Genomic DNA, 19,541 nt, shown 5'->3' on the forward strand with positions numbered 1-19,541 from the left:
CGTCATTATTTCGTACATACTGCCATGCCGATAAAGTACCGTACGCCATCGCGGGGGGTTTTTTCAAACGTAACGCCTCTCTGATAGTACATATCCACGTCAGAATAGCGTACAAACAGCTCCGCGAACTCTTCCGGCGTCAACTGATGAACATGGAAGGGCTCACTCGTCTCTTTGCCTCGCCCTCTGCCAAATGGACTGGACAGCACAAGCGTACCACCTGGTTTCAGCATCCGATACAAGTTATCCATAAACAGCAAATCGTCTGCGACATGCTCAATCGTCTCAAAGCTCAAAATCGTATCAAACAACCCCAATTGCTCGGGAAGCGCCGGATCAAGCGCGTCACCCTGCTGATACGTAATCTTTTGATGGTTGTATTCCCGATTGGCGTAAAATATCGTCGCCTCATCGTTGTCGACTCCGACCAGTTCTGTCAGCTCTCGTTTTCGATCCTTTGCGATCATATGACATCCGTAGCCGGTACCGCAAGCGATATCCAGCACTCGACCTTTTACATAAGGCGCGGCAAAATAATATCTGGCTATATGCTCCAGCAGCATGCCATTCGTAGGTTTTAACAGCTTGGGGATGATTCTCTCCCCTGTCCATTCCAGCAAAGCAATCACCAATTTTCTCTTATTCTTCCTCACATCTTACCTTATTTATCGGCTTGATCCTATCAGCTAGCATTTCCTGAACGCGGTTTATTAAGAAATTTGTAAGACATTTCATTACTGTTTTGTTAGAGCTGGGCGTTAAGATAGTACCATGAATGCATTCATAAGGTGGGACGAATCATGACCAAATATCAAGTCCTCGTAGTCGACGACGAGGCTGAAATCCGCGACGCAATCGAAATCTATCTCAAAAATGAATCTATGACCGTTTTTACGGCGAGCAATGGAATGGAAGCATTGGAAGTACTGGAGCGTGAAGAGATCCAGCTCATCCTGATGGACATCATGATGCCAAAAATGGACGGGATGACCGCTACCTTTCAAATTCGACAGAAAAAAAATATCCCCATTATCATGCTGTCTGCCAAATCAGAGGATACCGATAAAATCCTCGGGCTTAACATCGGTGCCGATGACTACGTGACGAAGCCTTTTAATCCCTTGGAGCTCATCGCCAGGGTCAAATCTCAGTTAAGACGTTTTACCAACCTGGGAAGCGCTCAAATGACAGAAGATGAGATCGAGGTACGAGGATTGACCTTGAACAAAAGCACCAAAAATGTAGCCATTGATGGTAACGAGGTCCGGCTGACTGCTACCGAGTACAAAATCCTCGAGCTGTTGATGGAAAACAAGGGTCGGGTGTTTTCAATCGAGGAAATTTATGAACGGGTGTGGAGAGAGCCTTATATGAACGCGGAAAACACGGTCGCTGTCCACGTGCGGCGCATACGGGAAAAAATAGAGATTAACCCGAAAGAACCAAAATATTTGAAGGTGGTATGGGGAATTGGATACAAAATCGAAAAATAGGCGCTTTGCGGTGCCCGTGCTGATCGTCCTGATCGTGAGTATTTCGCTCGCTCTCCTGACGATGGCCGATCTCTACCATAAACGCGAGAATCTCCATGAGGATAATTACTTTCAAAGCTCAGGCTTCAATCGTGAATTAGAGACATTTGCCGAGCTGGTGAAAAAGGTTCATGTAGATTATGCAGACTTCACTCCAGGAAAGCTGGACGAGAAGACAGCCAACGAGCTAAAAAAAGAGCATGAGGAAACCCTCCGAACGATTAAAGAAGATAACCCGCTTTTAGATTCGATAAAACGGGCAAAAAGTGAGGGTGACAACGAGAGAGTCGCCCAATTAACGGAAGAATATTCACAAAGCTTGCAAGAAAACATCGCAAAAGCAACGTCGCATTATCAGGAGCAGGTGAACAACAGAATCGCCGAAAGAGATACCGAGTACGAGGAACAAAAAAACAGCCTCACCTTGCGAAGCGGCTCCTTCAAATACTACGTCACCGATAAAAAGAACAACAAAGTTTACACCAATCTCGCGCAAGAACCTACAGAATGGGAACTAGCCCGATATGCGCGCTATACAATCAACCTCCCTAATACGAACGGGGATTTGGAAAGCATCAATCGCACTTATCAACTGAATCAATTAAGCGGTATCTTTTATGTCCCAAAAGAACCAGACGGATATAGTCAGGTCCACGCAGATGCCCTTTACTACGATTCCATTCGGGAGCGGCTGATTGGCGAGTTTGTCTTGCTTACGGTTACTCTCCTTATCATTGCTTTTAGCTTTTTATACTTGCGAACAGGCAAACCGGCGGAAGTGCCTATTGTCACAAAAAGCATGGCTCTGTTCCGCCTTATCCCGCTGGATATTCGGATGGGTCTGTTGTTCGTACTTGGAATTACGTACTTCCTTATGTTGGCGAACCTGCGCTTTTTCTTCTTGCCGGTTGATGGTGAGCATATCTTTACCCTTGCGTTCGTATCCTTGTTCACCGCTTACCTGCTTTTACAATTGCTGGAGGCGCGGCTCATGTACAAAGAACCTGAGAGATTCTTGCAACAGTGGCAAAAGAGTATCTTTGCCAGACAACGTGTCCTTCTTCAAGAAAGCTATGCCAATCGCGGCATGTTCTTCAAAGTATCCACGTTGTTCATCCTGACTGTCATGTTCGGAATGAGCATCGGTTTCGGATTCGTCGCCCTAATCGAAAGTTCCGGTAGCTTACTGTTTTTCAGCTTTTTGTATGGCATGTTTTACATGATCGTCGTTTTCCCATACTCGCTTAGACGCTTGGGACTGATGAACCGCATCATGCAAGGTGCCTCCGAAATGGCTGGAGGCAATATGAACGTTACCATTCAGAAGGTGAAAAAAGGGAAGTTATCTGATTTGGCCCACTCGCTCAATAACATCACAAAGGGACTCAAGCACGCGGTGGAAGAACAAATGAAGAGCGAGCGCATGAAATCCGAGTTGATCACGAATGTCTCCCATGATTTAAAAACACCGCTGACGTCGATTATTAACTACGTTACCCTGCTCAAGCAGGAAAATTTGACACCAGAGGAACGCAAGAGCTACGTCGATATTTTGGATCGCAAAGCAGATCGACTGCGCGTTCTCATCGATGACCTGTTTGACGCAGCCAAAATGTCCAGCGGTGCGGTTGAGCTGAATATCGAGCAAGTGAATGTAGCCTCCCTGCTCAACCAATCCATTGCAGAATTCAGTGACAAAATCGAGCAATCGACGCTCACCTTCCGCGTAACGACGGAGCAGCCGAAGATCGTGGCCCCTCTGGATGGCAAGAAAACGTGGCGCGTATTTGAAAATTTGATCGGCAACGCCCTGAAGTATTCCATGCCGAATACGCGCGTCCTGATCCACTTGGCAGAGACACAAGATGACGTCATCCTGACGTTCAAAAACGTCTCCGCCTACGAGATAGACTTTGATGCCCAAGAGCTGTTTGAACGTTTTAAACGCGCCGATCAATCCCGCAATACCGAAGGCTCCGGCCTCGGCTTGGCTATCGCAAAAAGCATCGTAGAATTGCAAGGCGGCAGGCTGTCGATTGATATTGATGGCGATTACTTCAAAGTCATCGTCGTATTCCGCAAACACGCATAAGAATCAAATAGAAAGGCCAGTGCCCGATCATCAGGCACTGGCCTTATTACGTGGTTTTCACCCTGTTAGATGGCAAAGTTTCTTTCAAATAGGGACTCAATACTTGCAGCCACTTCCTGCTCATCGGCCCCCTCCACCTCAAACATAATTTCGTCTCCGGTCTTTGCCCCCAGAGCCATTACACTGAGGATGCTTTTGCCATTAGCCTGCTTATCATTGTAGATCATCTTAACCGACGAGCTGTATTGATTGAGCAGGTTCACCAAGACAGAAGCAGGGCGAGCATGGAGACCTCCACTCACGGCTACTTCCAGATTCATTCGGATCAATTTCACGCCTCCCTTCCTGTTCGATCTCTTACAGAAAAAACTTCTCAATGACCTCTGCCACCCCATGCCGATCGTTCGTTTCCGTGACATGCCGAGCCAGCTGTTTCAGATCGTCAGGAGCATTGCCCATCGCCACACCCATTCCGGCGAATTGGAGCATCTCTGCATCATTGTAGTTGTCGCCTACAGCAACAATCTCCTCAGGCTGAATCGCAAGCCTTTCACTCACTACCGCAAGACCACTCGCCTTGGAGATGCCCACAGGCAATATTTCCAAATTATTCGCGCCCGATGCCGTCACGCGAACCCCCGAAAGCTCAGCTTTCTCCAGCTCTTGTCTCGCTGCCAACAGACGCTTCTCGTCGCCCGTAGCGAAAATTTTCGGAGCACACACTTCATGTTTACGAACGTATCCGGCTATCAACCGCGAAGCCTGGATTTTGAGCGGGTATTGATTTTTCCAGAGCTGGCGCAGTGTCCAAGCATTTAACAGCGGAAACAAGTCCGTCCACTTCCACGTGCGATTCGTGACAGCATAAGACTCATGCAGCAGCATGACATCCAAGCCATGCGATACGAGTATATCTGTAACCCTCGCCGCTATCTCATACGGAATACGCTGTACATACAGCACCTGATCCGTCTTGGGATCTGCTACGTATGCGCCATCATGGGAAACAAGTGGTGCATTGATCTGGAACTGCTGGGCCAACGATTTGGCCGATGGGTATGCCCTGCCGGTTGCCAGTGTGACGTGGACGCCTTGCTTCACCAGCTGGGTAATAGCCCGCTCTGTTACTTTGGATAAGGTATGATTCGACATCAAAATCGTTCCGTCCACATCCAAGGCGAGGAGTTTGTATTTCACACGAGTCCCATCCTTATGTGACGGGCTTGAAAAACTGGGGCAGATGCTCCTTGTGCGCCTCCAGCATCTCATCGAGTATTTTTTTGGCGATCACATCAGACGGCACCAGCGGGTTAATATTCATCGCCAACAGCGCCTTATGGTAATCACCCGTTACAGCTGCCTCAGCTGCCACTCGCTCAAACGATTTGATTTGCTGTACGAGTCCACGCACGGGAACAGGCAAATCCCCAACAGCCAAAGGAATCGGTCCTTCTCTTGTAATGACGCAGTTCACTTCAACTGCCGAATCATCCGGAATGCTGGCAATCGCTCCATTGTTGCGAACATTTACCGTCTGGATATCGCGCTTGTCGTTGTAAATGGAGTAAATCAGATTGCAAGCAGCCTCACTGTAATAGGCCCCGCCGCGCTTCTCCAACTGCGGAGGCTTGATATCTAGGTCTGGGTCTTCGTAGAGTGCGAATAGCTCCGCTTCCACCTGCTTGACCACTTCAGCCCGCGTACCCTTCTGCTCCGCTTCTTCCAGCTCATGCTCAAGCATCGTGCGGGTCTGGTAGTAGTAACGATGATACGGGCACGGGAGAATCCCCAATGCTTTGATGAAATCTTTATCCCAACCAAGGTCCAAAATGTTTTGCATCGTAATACCCGATTGATCACCCGTGATCTTATCGATTACCTGGGAAATGACATTTTCCCCATCCAGGTACACACCCAGTCCGAAGATCATATGATTCAATCCGGCAAAATCAATATGAACCCGCGATTGCTCGACCCCTAAAACAGTGGCAACACCCATTTTCATCCCGATGGGAACATTGCACAGCCCAATGACCTTTTTGCGGTTGGTATATCGCAGCACTGCCTCTGTGACCATACCCGCCGGATTCGTGAAGTTAATCAGCCAAGCATCTGGACATAGCTCTTCCATGTCGCGACAAATGTCCATTATGACCGGAATGGTACGCAAGCCTTTAAACAAGCCGCCGGGGCCATTGGTTTCCTGACCGATTACTCCGTATTTCAAAGGAATACGCTCATCCTTGATCCGCGCGTCCAACAGGCCTACGCGCATTTGTGTCGTAACAAAATCTGCGCCCGCAAGTGCTTTTCGCCGATCCATCGTCAAATGGATCTCGATAGGCACCCCTGCCTTCTCTACCATCCTTTTGGCCAGGGCACCTACTGTTTGCAGCTTTTTCTCGCCCTCCGGAATGTCCACCAGCCACAATTCCCGCACGGGCAATTCATCGTAGCGTTTGATGAAGCCTTCCACCAGCTCAGGTGTATAGCTAGACCCTCCACCGATCGTTACAATTTTGATTCCACTCATACTCCTGCCTCCTTCCCTGCATGGATTTGGCTGTACAGCTCGACAAACTCCGTAGCCAAATCCTTGACTGTTATCGCGTTCATCAAATGATCCTGGGCGTGAATCAAGAGCATGCTGATCTCAGTCTTTTCGCCCGCTATCTCCTTCTGGATAAGTGCCGTTTGATTTTGGTGTGCACGACCGAGCTCTTCTCCTGCACGCTTCAACGCGTCCTCTGCGCCTGACATGTCTCTATTTTTAGCCAGAGCGATTGCTTCCATTGCCAGACTCCGCGCGTTTCCTCCGTGAAGTATTAGTTGAAAAATAACGTCTGTATGGTCCAAATCTATCTCCACCTATCCAAGTTCGCTAAAAGTCACGAGCTGTATTTTTTGATCACGAATGTATTGCTTTAACTCTGCTGCCGTTAAGATTTTCAATTCTGTGGTTCGTTGCTTTGCGTATGAGCTGCCTGTCAGTATCGCTTCGTCCAAATAAGCAGGGTGCGTCATGATCTCAACTACAGGATAATCTGCCATATCCTCTACGATCCTGACGAAGGATTGTACGGTTAGGTCATCTCCATAAAAATGATGAGAAAAGCCTTCTGTCGTCAAAACACTCGACTGGTCTCGCTGCTCCTGAGACCCGGACATCCACGGATAGCGAACTGGCACCCTGTATTCCTCTGCCAGCTTCAGAACAATCGGCAAAACGGCTGGATGTGCATGTACATGGTGGTGGCTGTCGATATGCGTCAGCTTGAGCCCTGACGCCACGAACCTCTTCAATTGAGCCCGCAGCTCCCGCTCGATCTCCTCCGGTGCAGCAGATGTCAAATGATCTTGCCCGCGTCGAAAACGCCCCTCTCCATCCGTTAGCGATGGCACATCCTGACTGACTGGCAATCCGCATGTGAGTACCAGATGAATGCCTACTCCGAGCGTTGGATGTTCTTTTGCCAGCCCTACAGCGTGCTCGAATCCCTCCATATTGACCATCAAGGTCGCAGAAGTAACGACTCCTTCCCGATGCGCTTCGACGATGCCCAGATTGACGCCTTTGGAATACCCAAAATCGTCTGCATTCACAATCAATTTCATAGATAGCCTCTCCTCTAGCGATTACATAGTCACAGCTGTATCGGAAGCAGTACCAGCTTTTTCTTCACTTACCTTTTGTTTATCCCACAAGCGGAAGAACGGATAGTAGATCGCGAGCGAGATGAGGAAATTCACCGCTTGAAGAACCATCCCCGATACTTTTCCGCCTGTAGCCAAATATCCGCTGACAAATAATGGTGTCGTCCACGGAACAGATACCCCGCTTGGCTTTGCTACCCATCCGAGCGACATCGCAAAATAGCTGATAATAACCAATAAGACAGGGGTAAATACAAACGGAATAATCAAGAGCGGGTTCATGACGATCGGCATTCCGAAGATGACCGGTTCATTGATGTTAAACAAACCAGGTCCGATCGAGAGTCTGCCGATGTTTTTCATCTGTTTGCTGCGTGCCATGAATACCATCAGGACAACGAGAGCCAAAGTGGCACCTGATCCCCCTGCATATATCCACATGTCAAAAAATTGCGTGGTGACGACGTTCGGCAATTCACCGTTTGGATTTGCCTGAAACGCCGCTCTGTTCTGGTCCATCAATGTCAGCCAGATGGGACTCATAATGCCACCGACTATCGCCGCACCATGCAAACCGACAGCCCAGAGTACATGAATAAGCAATACACAGATGATGGCGCCAATCAGGCTGCTGCCGACCACACTCAATGGACCGACTAGCAAATCTTTTACAATATTATGAATACTTTCAAAAGAGGTGTTTTCCAGCAGAATCCGAATCAGCCAGACAACGATAAGCACAGCACCCGCAGGAATCAATGCTACAAACGAACGGGAAACGGCAGGGGGAACTCCGGGTGGCATGGAGATGACGATTTTCATTTGGATGATTTTACGGTAAATCTCCGTTCCTAAAATCGCCAATATCATGGCTACAAACAATCCTTGGCTACCCATCAGCGTAAGTGGAATGACTCCACCTACCTCTTGGGCTGCACTCGCTCCCTCAGGGGTGAACATTACTTTATACGGAGTAGCGAGCAGGAAGGAAGCGACAGAAATCGCTCCAGCCGACAGCGGATCGACCTTGTATTTCTCTGCCAGTCGGTAGGCGACGCCAAAACTGACAATCAATCCCATGACGTCAAAAGTAGCACCTACCGGATACAGCAGCTTCGTCCGCCATTTTTCACCGAAAATACCGCCCATGAATTCGTCATAGCCAGGGATCGGTATGAAGCCAATGATGAGGAACAGAGAACCAATGATCAACAAAGGCAAAGTAAGGATAATTCCGTCACGAATGGCCTGCAGATGCTTTTGCTCTGCCATTTTTCCCGCTACCGGCATCATGCGGTTTTCCATAAAAGAAACAAATCCGCCCATACGCATCCCCCTCCTACTGTTTTAGACGAAGTGCAAACTCAAGCACGTTTTTCCCGTTCAACGTTCCGTAATCGACGGTACTGATTACGTCTACAGGAATTCCTCTGGATGCCCCTTCTTTTTTCATCTCTGTCAGCTTGTAACGAACTTGTGGCCCCAACAAGAGCACTGCTGCTTGATCGATATGATTCTTCACTTCATCTGCGGAAACTGCCCATATTTTAGCGTCCAACCCTTTTTCTCTGGCAGCCTCCTCCATTTTTTGAACCAGCAAGCTTGTCGACATACCCGCTGCACAACACAATAAAATATTCATTGTACCCCCTCCTCTCGACGAGTTATGCCTTTTTGTAAGAGCAAGTTACGTGCCAAAACACCAAAAAATGTATGCGCTTTCCAGAAAAACCGCATGGTTAGTCTTATTTCGCTGCTTCATCGCCTGTCATCCTCATTAGTGTTTTTATGTAAGCGCTGTAGTGTTTGATTTTAAAGCTGGAAAAGACAAAAAATAAAACACTGATTACGCCAGTGTTTTATTGTGTATAAAGAAATTCATGATAAAGCAAACGTCGTCCTCACTGATCGCTACCTCATACTTGTCTTCCAGCGGCAATAATTCATGGCGGATTAAGCTGTACAGCTTGCGGTTCTCCAGTAAAAAGCTGTCTTTTTGTATATACGCCACTGATTGCGCCCCTGCTTTCAAACGATCTACCAAGCAGCAGATGTGCAAGTAGGCCCCAATTCGCGTGTCAAAAACCAAATAATTGTTCAGTCGCTCTTCCATACGGCCGACACACATTCTCACGTCAGCGAGAATGTCTTGTCCATCTACCATTTGCAGATGCTCCCCCAGCGACTCTTGCATCTTCAGGTAGGCCTCTTCCAGGTCGATCACTTGCTGGATATCCGACATCGCCTCTCCGTTCAAAACATCATCCATGCTATGGTGGCGCAACTCGCGGTCGAGAATGTAATTGCTCACCACGAAGAGAATTTTTCTCTCCTCCTTGATTTTTCGAAGCTGACTGCGGGCCTGTACCTTATCGATCAGTTGCAGCGGCACAAATTCCAGCAGATTTTCGTCGTATCGGAGCCTCGATTCCAGCAGCTTTTTCAAAAACAAGGCACTGCCTTCCCCAGACAGGCAGGCAGCGACGATCGTCAGCGCCGGAACATGCTTTTGCACCTGCTCTTTCGGCTGCTCCTCCCGCTGGTAGAGTGACATTCCCACGACATCTCGATAAACGTCCTCCAGCGAATGACCGAGCATGGCCTTCCGAGTGGCCTCAATCACATGTGGTGTGCTGACCATCGGAATGACCTTGACCGGAATGCCGATCTCCCTCTCAATAATCTCGCCAAAGCCGAGCAGCGACCCCATATCTACGAGCAACAGCATTCCAGCCTTGCTCCCGATCTCTCTGGCTACTTTCAGTGCTTTTTCTAAAACACTCATGGAATCTTCTTCAAGCGGCAGGTCAATGGCTCTCGCATACTGTGTGACCAGCAATCGGTTCGTCACATCGACCATCGCTGTCGCACCGCCGCTGCCGTGCGTAATCACGAGCACCCCGATTGTTTCCCGCTCTTCCTCCATGCTGACATCGTCGAGCACGAAAAACATGGTCAAATATCCAGCCTCACCAATCGGCAGATCCATGAGTATCGCTTCTTCTATCATGCGCACGCACTCGAGCGCCACAGCAAACTCTTTCTTGTATTTGATTCGCACATGGTTGATTTGCGGATTTACGATCTGTTTGCCTTGTGCGAGGCGCTCCTTCGATGTCTGAATATGCAGCGCGAGACCAAAGATCACCTTCTGGCTCAAAATCTTCTCCAGCTTGGCCTCTGCGAAGCGAACGATCTCTTCCACAAGGTGAATGATGAACGGGTCGATAATCCGGGCCATGTCGCCCTTATTCACTCGTTGATGGACACCTTTGATAAAGGTCGTAAAATAATTCTCGATATCAAACTCCAATTCTTCCTCACTCACACCGAGGTTTTGCAGCTCATGTATTTTTTGTTCGATCTTTTCGTAGACACTGTCCGTCGCATCCCCTGTTTCCCGTCCGATCCAAATGCCTTCCTTAGAAGGCTGCACGACAAAGTAATTGTGCTCCGTCCCGATGATTTGATCCAGCTCCTGCTTGTAATCCTTCACCAAAAGAAGCCCTTGCTTGACATGATGCGGCAGGTCTTGGACCGACACATGCAGTTGATTTTTCTTTAACGAAATAAACTCGGCATAAGCGCTGGCGCAGGTGAGCTGAATATCTGTTTTTAACTGTCCAATATTATTTGGGCAGTGGTAGCACAAGAACGCCTGTACAGCATTGGCTGATATCTGAATCTCTCTCCCCAACCGGAAAGCCTCTTCTTGGAAAATTTCCATCGTAATTCGGAAACGCTCTTCCAAGCCACGCTCTACTAACGATGGCAGCTTGATCACCATGGGAATACGCCTCATGAACGTTTTTAAGAGACTCGACTCCGGATTCTCAGTCGTAGCCATAAGAATCTGGACCTGAGCAGTCCGCTCCACCTCGGTTTCCCCTACGCGGCGGAAAATCCCCTTATCCATAAAAGTAAAAAAGATTTCCTGTCCTTCCGCTGGCAGCCGATGCACTTCATCGAGGAATAGAATGCCACCGTCTGCCTTTTCCACCAGTCCTTTGCGGTCCATCTCCGCTCCGGTATACGCCCCTTTTTTGACTCCGAACAATTGACTGATTAAAAGCTGGGGGTTGTTGGCATAATCAGCACAGTTAAAAATCACGAAAGGAGCACGCTTATCCAGGCGTCCAATATCAACGGCAAACTCGTGAATCATCCCAGCAAACCACGATTTACCCACACCCGTTTCCCCCAAAATCAAGCAATGCATCCCTCTCGGCGGATACAAAACGGCCGCCTTTGCCTGCTCAATACGCGTGATCAGGCTCTTGTTGGTTTTCGCCAGCCTGTCCAGCGACGTCTCCGCCAAATAGAGCGAATCGTTTCCTTGCTTGGCAAAAAACAGCGTCGGACGCCCTTCTTCCTTCTCGATTCGGCCTTCCTTCCACAAACGGTTCAAATCGCTGCTCACATTCGCTCGACTCAAACCAAGCCGCTCAGCCAACTCTGAAGCGCTTACTTTTTTATCAGGACCAGCGTCTACCAACGTCTGGAATATTAAATCTAATCGTTTCACTCTATCACCCGCCGTTGAATAGATAGAAAGTCACGAAATGCACAACCAATCCTTTTCAATTCCACGAATATTTGGAAAAACCTGCTTGCTGCTCTTTTCCCCCTTCCCCCGTTTTTGTCCCGTTGATTTATTTTTCCGTCTCCTTTCCCTGGTGTACGATATAATAGATAAATAATGATTGACAGGAGATAGCAAATCCATGATGGTTTTCATCTTGTTTACCATATGGGCATTAGGTCTGTTCGTGCTGTTCACAGACCCGAAACGAACATCAATCCGCTGGGCTTGTGCGACTGCCTTTGTTGGAGCTGGGGGCTTTATCTCAGGCGTGATTGACGAGACGATCATGCCCTATTTTGCAGATTACCTGGCCGCAAAGCCCGGGACCACGAACACCCTGATATTGGCAAGCCGCATCTCTTCTTTTATTTGCCAAGCGGGTTTGCCCTACACGTTTCTCATGTTTGCCGTACACTCAGCTGAATTTTTGTCTCGCAGAGTAAAGCTGACGATACAATACGCTGCTCTTCTCATGCCACTTGGGATGCTTTGGATTACACCCGTTTATCCCGAGCTGCTTTTTAACTACTGGATTATGGTGGCATGGGTGATTCCGTTTTTTCTGTTCTCCTGTACGCTGCTTGTCGTGCAGTACATGAGAGAAAAAGATCCACTCGTGAAAAAGAACAGCTTTTTCACGAACGTACTCATCATCGTTCCGTTGTTTTTCGTCTTTATTTTCATCTACATCATGCGTATCCAGAACGATTACGAAGCTTGGCGCTACAACATGCTCGTAGTCACGATCCAGTTTATCCTGATCGTTGCCATCAGTCTGAAATACGGCTTCCTTGGCGTCCGTCTCCGCGTAGAAAAAAAACGTCTGGACAGTACCTTGCGCGCCTTGACCTCCGGTGCGCAAATCATTAACCATACGATCAAAAATGAAGCAGGCAAAATCTCGCTGTATGCCGACCGTATCGAGACATATGCAGATGAAACCAACCAGCCGTCGCTAAAAGAAGACGCGCTTGTCCTGATGCAATAGCATATGCTGGACATGATGAATCGGATTCAAAACCAGCTGCGGGACGTCGAGCTGCGCGAAGAACCATGTGACCCCGGCCAAATCATCGGGCAAGTCACACAAAATTTGACACCCTATATCCTGAAACAACAGGTAGAAGTTGTTAGTGAATTGGACGAAACACTTCGCTTGTATGGCGATGGAGTACAACTGCGCGAAGTCATCACCAACTTGTGCATGAATGCGCTGGAAGCCATGAAGTCGGGCGGCAAGCTCCATCTTCAGCTATTTTTGTCCCACAAGCATCTCATCATCACTGTCGCAGACACAGGCACAGGCATCACAAAAGAGAACCTGCCTCACGTGCTCGATCCTTTTTTCTCGACAAAAAGGACAGGGCAAAATTTTGGTCTTGGGCTCTCCTACTGCTACAATGTCATGCAAAAGCATCAGGGCCAACTGGAAATCTACAGTGAGCAAGGCAAAGGAACCACCGTTTTCCTGTTCTTCCCGAAAAAGCGCGTCATCATAAACGACTCTGAATAGCGAAAGGACGCAAACACACACATGAATCCAATCAGGGTATTTTTAGTAGAGGACGATCCCGTCTGGCGCAAAGGTCTCATTGACTTCCTGAACAAAGAACCGGATCTTACTGTAGTAGGGGAAGCCGGGTTCAAAGCAGAAGCAATCGAGCGCTTTTTGCCTGCCAAAGCGGATGTCGTCTTAATGGACATTAACTTGACCGAGAACAATTTGGATGGGATCGAGACGGCAATCGAATTCATGGCACTCCAGGCTGACAGTAAAATCATCATGCTCACCTCTCTGACAGATGAGGCTGTGATTGTGGAATCCTTCTCAGCGGGTGCCGTCAATTACATCAGCAAATCGAGCTTCAAGGAAATTCCTGACGCCATCCGTGCTGCTCACAACAGGCAATCTGCCATTCACCCTACAGCGGCTGCGGCACTGCGCAACGAATTTTTGCGTTTGAAAAACGATGAAAATCAAAAGCTGTTGTCTCCCGCAGAAAGGGACATCCTACAACTAATCCACCAAGGTCATACGCAAACGCAGATTGAACAATCTCTCCACATCACGAAGCGTACGATCAAAAATCACATCAACCGAATCCTCAAAAAAATGGGCGTCAAAACAAGCAAGGAAGCGGCCGCAAAAGCCAGCCAAAAAAAGCTATTCTAGGTCTTATTACCAGGTACCAATGAATGTTGGTACTTTTTTTACATGCCCCACTCTTTACAATGAAAGCTATAGAGCAACGCAAATTATCCTTTGTAAAGGTGTGGTCCACATGGCCCTTATTTATTCTTTCGTAAAAACGATCCTGATGCTGTGGTTTCGCCCTCGTGTGCTTGGACTCTCCAAAATTGACTTGTCGAAGCCATCTCTTATCACTCCCAATCACGTCTCCTTGCTAGATGCCGTACTCTTGTCGTTTTGCTTGCCAAAAGAAGCGACCTTTGTCGTCAACACGGAGATCGCCAAGCGGTTTGCGTTTTTCCTCCGCTTCCGCAAGCATATCGCGATCGATCCACTCAATCCGTACTCCATCCGTCACATGCTTCGCGTCCTCCGCAACGGACAGACGCTGGTGATTTTCCCAGAAGGTCGGATCACGACGACGGGCGGCATCATGAAAATCTACAGCGGTGTCGGCTATCTCGCTCTACGCACTGGCGTAACGGTTTACCCGATCATCATTAATGGCCTGGAACGTTCGATCTTCTCGTATTTGAAAGGAAAGCTGAAGCTCTCCTGGTTCCCAGATGTAACCATGACAGTAGGCACTCCGTTCACCATCGAGCGCGATCAGAACCTGTCGATGCGCGAACAAAAAGCCACGGCCAATGATCGTATCCTGCGTATTCTCCAAGAAGGCTTGTTCGAGAGCCGGATGAAGCAAAACGTGAATCTGTTTGATGAAGTTCTCGAAGCAGCACGCCTGAATGGTGCAAAAATGGAGATCGCCAAGGATCTGACGTCCGCGATCGACTACAAGACCTTGTTAATCGGCAGCTACTTACTCGGCAACAAATTGCAGCCAATGCTCTTGGGAAAACCGGTCGTCGGTGTATTCCTTCCCAATTCAGTAGGTCATCTCGTAACGTTGCTATCGTTGTTCCGCATCGGAGCCACTCCAGCCATCCTGAACTTTTCGCTTGGCATTCGTTCCTTGCTGGATTGCTGTGAGACTGCCCATATCGATACGATCCTGACGTCGCGTGTATTCATTGAAAAAGGGAAGCTGGAGCACATCATCGCAGGTCTTTCACCCAGCATGAAAATTGTTTATCTCGAGGATTTGAAAGCATCCGCGACTGCTTTTGACAAAGTGTCCGCACTCTTCTCTTATTTGCGGAAGAAAAAGGCTTCTGCGACTAGCAACGAGCTGATCCTCTTCACCTCCGGCAGTGAGAGCAAGCCAAAAGGTGTCATCCTGACGCATACGAATCTGTACGCGAATATTCAACAAGTGACCAGTGTGATTGACATTACGAGTCGCGACAAGTTTTTCAATGCCCTGCCTATGTTCCATAGCTTCGGTCTTACTGCAGGAACACTCTTGCCGGTAGTGAAAGGCATCCCGGTTTATCTGTATCCAAGTCCGTTGCATTACAAGGCGATTTCAGAATTGGTCTATGATCAAAACGCAACGATCCTCTTCGGAACCTCGACCTTTATGGCTGGTTACGGACGTATGGCCCATCCTTACAACTTCTACTCCTTGCGCTATGTATTTGCAGGAGCAGAAAAACTGAAAGACGATGTGCGCAAGCTGTGGATGGAAAAGTTCGGTGTGCGGATTTTTGAAGGCTATGGGGCAACGGAAACAGCTCCGATCCTGTCGCTAAACACCCCGCTGGCTAACAAACCAGGAACCGTCGGTCGTTTGATGCCTGGGATGACCGCCAAGCTGGAACCAGTCGAAGGAATCGAGGCTGGCGGAGAGCTGTTGGTGAAGGGTCCAAACGTCATGAAGGGTTATATGATTCACGGAAAAGGCTTTGTACCGGCTGAGGAATGGTACCACACAGGTGATTTGGTTACAGCTGACAAGGACGGCTTTTTCAGCATCCAATCCCGCCTGAAGCGCTTCGCCAAAATCGGCGGCGAGATGGTTTCGCTCAATCTGGTTGAAGAACTGGCTATGCAATGCTTCGGACACTCCGGTTTTGCTGCGATCACAGTGAATGATCCGCGAAAAGGTGAGCGTGTCCTGCTGTTTACCACAGATGAATCGGTTCAACTGAGCCAATTGCGCGCGTATTTGACGGAAAAACAATACTCGCCACTGCTCATCCCAGGTACGATGCAAATCATCAAGGCTCTACCACTTCTCGGCAGCGGCAAAACGGATTACGTCAGTCTGAAACAGCTGGCCGAAACGGGAGGAAAATGATGTGAACATACGATTAAAACCACTACAAGCCCTGTACTTCACTCAATTTCTATCGGCCTTTGCCGACAACATGATTTTGTTTGTCATCGCGAATCTGCTGCGGGAGAACGGTTTTTCTCCCGCGATGCTTGCACTCGTATCGATTTCATTCTTTCTCCCTTACGTTTTTCTCGCTCCACTGGTTGGGCCTTTTGCCGACAAGCACGCCAAGTCAATCGTACTGGTGATTGGCAACCTGATTAAAGCGCTTGGTGTCGTCCTGCTGTTTTTCATTGACCAGTCGAGCATCATGATGCTGATGTTGTGTTACTTCACAGTCGGAGTCGGAGCGGTCGTGTATTCTCCGGCCAAGTACGGAATCTTGCCGGAGCTGACTCGAAATGAAGATGAACTGTTTCATGCGAATGCACGCATCGAAGCCTATACGATCTTTGCGATTTTGACAGGAATCGGTGGTGGTGGAGCAATCGCTAACATGACAGCGCCGCTTATCTCGTCAGGAATTTGTCTGCTGATCTATCTGCTGTCGCTTGGCATGACTTTCTTCATTCCGCGCATGAGAGGGGATGCATCGATTCGCTATGGGGCAGAAGCACGACGCTTTTTCATCGACTTCCAGCACCTGATGAATCGTCCGGAAACGAGCTTTGCCCTGATTGGAACCGGAGCATTCTGGATGTCCTCTGCTGTCCTGCGCGTGGCCGTTCTGGCCTGGATTCCCCTCGCGCTTGGGATTAACCCGGAGAGCTTCTCTGTATCGCTGATTCTTGCGACGACATCCATCGGAATTATCGCCGGAGCTTTTCTCGCTCCGAAGCTCATTCCTTTGTCTCATTTCACTCGATCGCTGACATACGGATTCGGAATGTTTCTCATCATCGTTCTATTTCCTTGGACGAATATCACCTTTGTTGCGATCTGTCTATTGCTTCTCGTTGGATTCATGGGCGGCGTGTTCATTATCCCGATGAATACCGTCTTGCAGGACGAAGGCAAGCGGATGGTTGGTTCCGGGAAAACGATTGCGATTCAGAACTTCATCGAGAATCTGCTGATGGCAGTCGGCTCCGGCATTTACTACCTGATCACCTATATCGGCATCTCCATCTCCGGTGCGATTGTTGGTCAAGGGCTGCTGCTGCTCGGGTTCCTGCTGTACTTGGTGAAGTATCGCAGAAGAATCGTTCGTTGACAGGTTTGCGTCATAGAAAAAGAAAAAGCCGTGACTACTAGCGTCACGGCTTTCTTGCGTCAATCTATGCTATTTCTTTTGCTGCGTATTAGTTGTCGGTGTACCCGATTTCTCCGCAGCCTTTCTCGCTTCGTTCAGTTGCTGATAAAATTCACCTTTTGTTTTGACGGACGAAAACTTCGCTGCATCGACTTTTGCTTTTGCAGACAGCTCGGTGATTTCTTCTTTGGTTACCGCGTCCTTGATGTTGATGGAAGCGATATTGGTGTATTTGCCATCTGCCGTTTTCGGAACGCTCAGAATACCTGCATTGATCAGCTCTACTACGTCCTTGCGTTCAGGTGCAGTGGCGTCCACACCTGTAATCTTCCAGTTGTTTTGTACTTTTGGCTCGTAAACGCCTTTTTTCACTTCTTTCAGGTACGCAATAGCACGGTTGCGGATCGTTCCACCTGTTTCACCAAACGCACTGTTGTCCTTGGAAGACCAAAGCTGTTCAAACTTGCGTCCTTCCAACGCGCCACCTTTTGCTTGCAAAGCTTCCATTCGGTATGCGTTCATTCCGAGCTTCAAGCTATCTGTAGCCTTGATCGGTGTCTCATCGAGCTTGCGCAGGTTCGTGATGCGGCTGCCGTACGGCTTGGTCAGGTCAATTTCGTATTTCACGCCACCGAAGAAATCGTTCGTGCTGTATTTGGAAGCGCGGCGTTTTGGATCAAAGCTTACGGTCACGTCACCAGCGCGCGTGGAATTGAAGTAGCCCACCGCCCATTCCATATAGTCCTTCAAGTCTTTTCCGGTTACTTTATAAACGGTAATCTCGCCACCTGCGTATTGGTAGTTGTAGGCGATATCCTTTTTCTTGATCGGACCGACATCCAGCTTGGCTTTGTCGTTGTCGATCTGGTGAGCAACCACGTCTGCCTTGCTGTAGTAGAGCATCACTTCATGGAAAAAGTCAGATAGCGGCGTCTCCTGAATTTGGACCGTCGGGATGCCCTCGATCTCGTTTTTCGGCACCAGATCCATGCCTTTAAGCTCTGCTACGACGATGTTGGCATCTGCACGCGCGAATTCATGGAAAGGCTTGAGCTTGGTCTCCAGCGCTGCATCGGATACCGCCAGTGTGCCATCTGCGCCTTTTACAGGGACCGCAGTCGCTTCCTTGTCAGTCAGCACGAGCTTGCCGTCTTTTTTCTCGAAAGTCAGGTCAATGCGAGAGAGATGCGTTCCGTATTTATCCGGCTCTGTGATCAGGACACCGTTGATCTCTTCCTTTTTCACAAGCTTGTGCATGTGCCCTGCAAAAATCGCGGTCAGTTCTGGAACGGCGTTCGCAATATCTGCTACGCCCGTACCCGGAATTCCGTTTTCATTCTCGATGCCCATGTGCATGAGACCGATCATGACGTCTACTTTGCCTTCCAGCTCTTTTACGGCTTTCTTGGTTTCTTCTACCGGGTTTTTGATCACGAGGCCATCCAGATGATCGGTTCCTTTTTCGAAATCGGTAATCATCGGCGTATTCATCCCAATGACGCCGATTTTTACGCCGGCACGCTCAATGATCGTATACGCCGGGAGAAAGCGCTCGCCGTTTTCCTTGTAAATGTTTCCTGCCAAAACAGCGCCTTTGTATTGGCTGCTGACCTTGTCTAATACATCAAGTCCAAAATTAAATTCATGATTGCCAAAAGCCCATGCGTCATAGTTCATTTCGTTCATCGCGACCATGACAGGAGACTGCGGTTGGTCATTGAACAGCTCTGCCGAGTTGTCTTGGATCGAATCGCCTGCATCCATCAACACGGTGTTTGGATTTTCTTTGCGAATCTCTTTAATCATCGTGAACAACTGCGTCATGCTGCCATTTTGATTCGGGCCATCCAAAGCATAATCCCACGGCATGAATCGTCCGTGAATGTCAGATGTACCCAGCAGCGTAATTTTGGTAGGTGTTTCTGCGGCTTTTACCGGTGCGGCGATCCCCATCATCGCACTTCCAAGCACCATGGATGCAAGTGCTACGCTTAACAAGCCCTTCGCTAGTTTTTTCATGTTTTCCCCTCTGTCTCTCTTAATCTGTCAGTGCCCC

The 19,541-nt window shown here is 48.7% G+C and carries 17 protein-coding genes; 7 read left to right on the plus strand and 10 right to left on the minus strand.

The window, feature by feature from the left end; all coding sequences use genetic code 11:
* Nucleotides 1-5: 5 nt before the first annotated feature.
* Nucleotides 6-632 carry a class I SAM-dependent methyltransferase gene (locus EL268_RS30720; RefSeq protein WP_106654934.1) on the minus strand — a complete coding sequence of 209 codons (627 nt, stop codon included), beginning with the start codon at nt 630-632 and terminating at the stop codon, nt 6-8.
* Between the two features lie 168 nt (nt 633-800).
* Between EL268_RS30720 and EL268_RS30725 the strand changes: the two genes are divergently transcribed.
* Together EL268_RS30725 and EL268_RS30730 are read left to right on the plus strand one after the other, a co-directional pair.
* Nucleotides 801-1,493, plus strand: coding sequence for a response regulator transcription factor (locus tag EL268_RS30725; RefSeq protein ID WP_106654935.1), 693 nt, complete (start codon nt 801-803; stop codon nt 1,491-1,493).
* On the plus strand, nt 1,471-3,624 hold the full coding sequence (locus EL268_RS30730; protein ID WP_106654936.1) for a sensor histidine kinase: 2,154 nt from the start codon (nt 1,471-1,473) through the stop codon (nt 3,622-3,624). The genes EL268_RS30725 and EL268_RS30730 overlap by 23 nt, the downstream gene beginning before the upstream one ends.
* 65 nt (nt 3,625-3,689) lie before the next feature.
* Here the strand turns inward: EL268_RS30730 and EL268_RS30735 are convergent, their stop codons facing one another.
* The 8 genes from EL268_RS30735 to EL268_RS30770 all read right to left on the minus strand — a co-directional run bounded on the left by EL268_RS30735 (nt 3,690) and on the right by EL268_RS30770 (nt 11,803).
* Complete coding sequence (locus EL268_RS30735) at nt 3,690-3,953, minus strand: HPr family phosphocarrier protein (RefSeq protein WP_007724557.1); 264 nt, start codon at nt 3,951-3,953, stop codon at nt 3,690-3,692.
* 28 nt (nt 3,954-3,981) lie between these two features.
* Nucleotides 3,982-4,821, minus strand: a complete 840-nt coding sequence (locus tag EL268_RS30740; protein ID WP_106654937.1) for a Cof-type HAD-IIB family hydrolase — start codon at nt 4,819-4,821, stop codon at nt 3,982-3,984.
* A gap of 13 nt (nt 4,822-4,834) precedes the next feature.
* Nucleotides 4,835-6,157, minus strand: a complete 1,323-nt coding sequence (locus tag EL268_RS30745; protein WP_106654938.1) for a 6-phospho-beta-glucosidase — start codon at nt 6,155-6,157, stop codon at nt 4,835-4,837.
* Entirely contained in the window at nt 6,154-6,480 is a 327-nt protein-coding gene (locus tag EL268_RS30750) for a PTS sugar transporter subunit IIA (protein ID WP_106654939.1), read from the minus strand. Before EL268_RS30750 ends, EL268_RS30745 begins: the two co-directional genes overlap by 4 nt.
* 12 nt (nt 6,481-6,492) lie before the next feature.
* Nucleotides 6,493-7,239, minus strand: coding sequence for a chitin disaccharide deacetylase (chbG, locus tag EL268_RS30755; protein ID WP_106654940.1), 747 nt, complete (start codon nt 7,237-7,239; stop codon nt 6,493-6,495).
* Between the two features lie 21 nt (nt 7,240-7,260).
* Complete coding sequence (celB, locus tag EL268_RS30760) at nt 7,261-8,604, minus strand: PTS cellobiose transporter subunit IIC (RefSeq protein WP_164724545.1); 1,344 nt, start codon at nt 8,602-8,604, stop codon at nt 7,261-7,263.
* A gap of 13 nt (nt 8,605-8,617) precedes the next feature.
* Entirely contained in the window at nt 8,618-8,920 is a 303-nt protein-coding gene (locus tag EL268_RS30765; RefSeq protein ID WP_015893830.1) for a PTS sugar transporter subunit IIB, read from the minus strand.
* A 204-nt stretch (nt 8,921-9,124) separates the two neighbouring features.
* Complete coding sequence (locus EL268_RS30770; protein WP_106654942.1) at nt 9,125-11,803, minus strand: sigma-54-dependent transcriptional regulator; 2,679 nt, start codon at nt 11,801-11,803, stop codon at nt 9,125-9,127.
* Between the two features lie 199 nt (nt 11,804-12,002).
* Here EL268_RS30770 and EL268_RS33560 point away from each other — a divergent pair, with 199 nt between their 5' ends.
* From EL268_RS33560 to lplT, 5 genes are all read left to right on the plus strand, one after another.
* Nucleotides 12,003-12,851 carry a hypothetical protein gene (locus EL268_RS33560; protein WP_232030181.1) on the plus strand — a complete coding sequence of 283 codons (849 nt, stop codon included), beginning with the start codon at nt 12,003-12,005 and terminating at the stop codon, nt 12,849-12,851.
* Between the two features lie 12 nt (nt 12,852-12,863).
* Nucleotides 12,864-13,376: a sensor histidine kinase gene (locus EL268_RS33565; RefSeq protein ID WP_232030183.1), complete on the plus strand. Its 513-nt coding sequence runs from the start codon at nt 12,864-12,866 to the stop codon at nt 13,374-13,376.
* A 21-nt stretch (nt 13,377-13,397) separates the two neighbouring features.
* Complete coding sequence (locus EL268_RS30780) at nt 13,398-14,036, plus strand: response regulator (RefSeq protein WP_106654943.1); 639 nt, start codon at nt 13,398-13,400, stop codon at nt 14,034-14,036.
* Between the two features lie 109 nt (nt 14,037-14,145).
* Nucleotides 14,146-16,254, plus strand: a complete 2,109-nt coding sequence (locus tag EL268_RS30785) for an AMP-binding protein (RefSeq protein WP_106654944.1) — start codon at nt 14,146-14,148, stop codon at nt 16,252-16,254.
* Between the two features lies 1 nt (nt 16,255).
* The gene (gene lplT, locus EL268_RS30790; RefSeq protein ID WP_106654945.1) at nt 16,256-17,446 is read left to right on the plus strand and encodes a lysophospholipid transporter LplT; all 1,191 of its coding nucleotides are present in this window, start codon (nt 16,256-16,258) and stop codon (nt 17,444-17,446) included.
* A gap of 69 nt (nt 17,447-17,515) precedes the next feature.
* Here lplT and EL268_RS30795 read toward each other — a convergent pair whose 3' ends face one another.
* Nucleotides 17,516-19,459, minus strand: coding sequence for a bifunctional metallophosphatase/5'-nucleotidase (locus EL268_RS30795; RefSeq protein ID WP_373863424.1), 1,944 nt, complete (start codon nt 19,457-19,459; stop codon nt 17,516-17,518).
* Nucleotides 19,460-19,541 lie beyond the last annotated feature (82 nt).

The sequence above is a fragment of the Brevibacillus brevis genome, from assembly GCF_900637055.1.
GTDB classification, from domain to species: domain Bacteria; phylum Bacillota; class Bacilli; order Brevibacillales; family Brevibacillaceae; genus Brevibacillus; species Brevibacillus brevis.

What these genes read in the sequence shown, in the direction of transcription:
- celB (WP_164724545.1), bottom strand. Translation starts at nt 8,604, where the DNA reads ATGGGCGGATTTGTTTCTTTTATGGAAAACCGCATGATGCCGGTAGCG.
- EL268_RS30745 (WP_106654938.1), bottom strand. Translation starts at nt 6,157, where the DNA reads ATGAGTGGAATCAAAATTGTAACGATCGGTGGAGGGTCTAGCTATACA.
- EL268_RS30725 (WP_106654935.1), top strand. Translation starts at nt 801, where the DNA reads ATGACCAAATATCAAGTCCTCGTAGTCGACGACGAGGCTGAAATCCGC.
- EL268_RS33565 (WP_232030183.1), top strand. Translation starts at nt 12,864, where the DNA reads ATGATGAATCGGATTCAAAACCAGCTGCGGGACGTCGAGCTGCGCGAA.
- EL268_RS33560 (WP_232030181.1), top strand. Translation starts at nt 12,003, where the DNA reads ATGATGGTTTTCATCTTGTTTACCATATGGGCATTAGGTCTGTTCGTG.
- EL268_RS30785 (WP_106654944.1), top strand. Translation starts at nt 14,146, where the DNA reads ATGGCCCTTATTTATTCTTTCGTAAAAACGATCCTGATGCTGTGGTTT.
- chbG (WP_106654940.1), bottom strand. Translation starts at nt 7,239, where the DNA reads ATGAAATTGATTGTGAATGCAGACGATTTTGGGTATTCCAAAGGCGTC.
- EL268_RS30780 (WP_106654943.1), top strand. Translation starts at nt 13,398, where the DNA reads ATGAATCCAATCAGGGTATTTTTAGTAGAGGACGATCCCGTCTGGCGC.
- EL268_RS30765 (WP_015893830.1), bottom strand. Translation starts at nt 8,920, where the DNA reads ATGAATATTTTATTGTGTTGTGCAGCGGGTATGTCGACAAGCTTGCTG.
- EL268_RS30795 (WP_373863424.1), bottom strand. Translation starts at nt 19,459, where the DNA reads ATGGTGCTTGGAAGTGCGATGATGGGGATCGCCGCACCGGTAAAAGCC.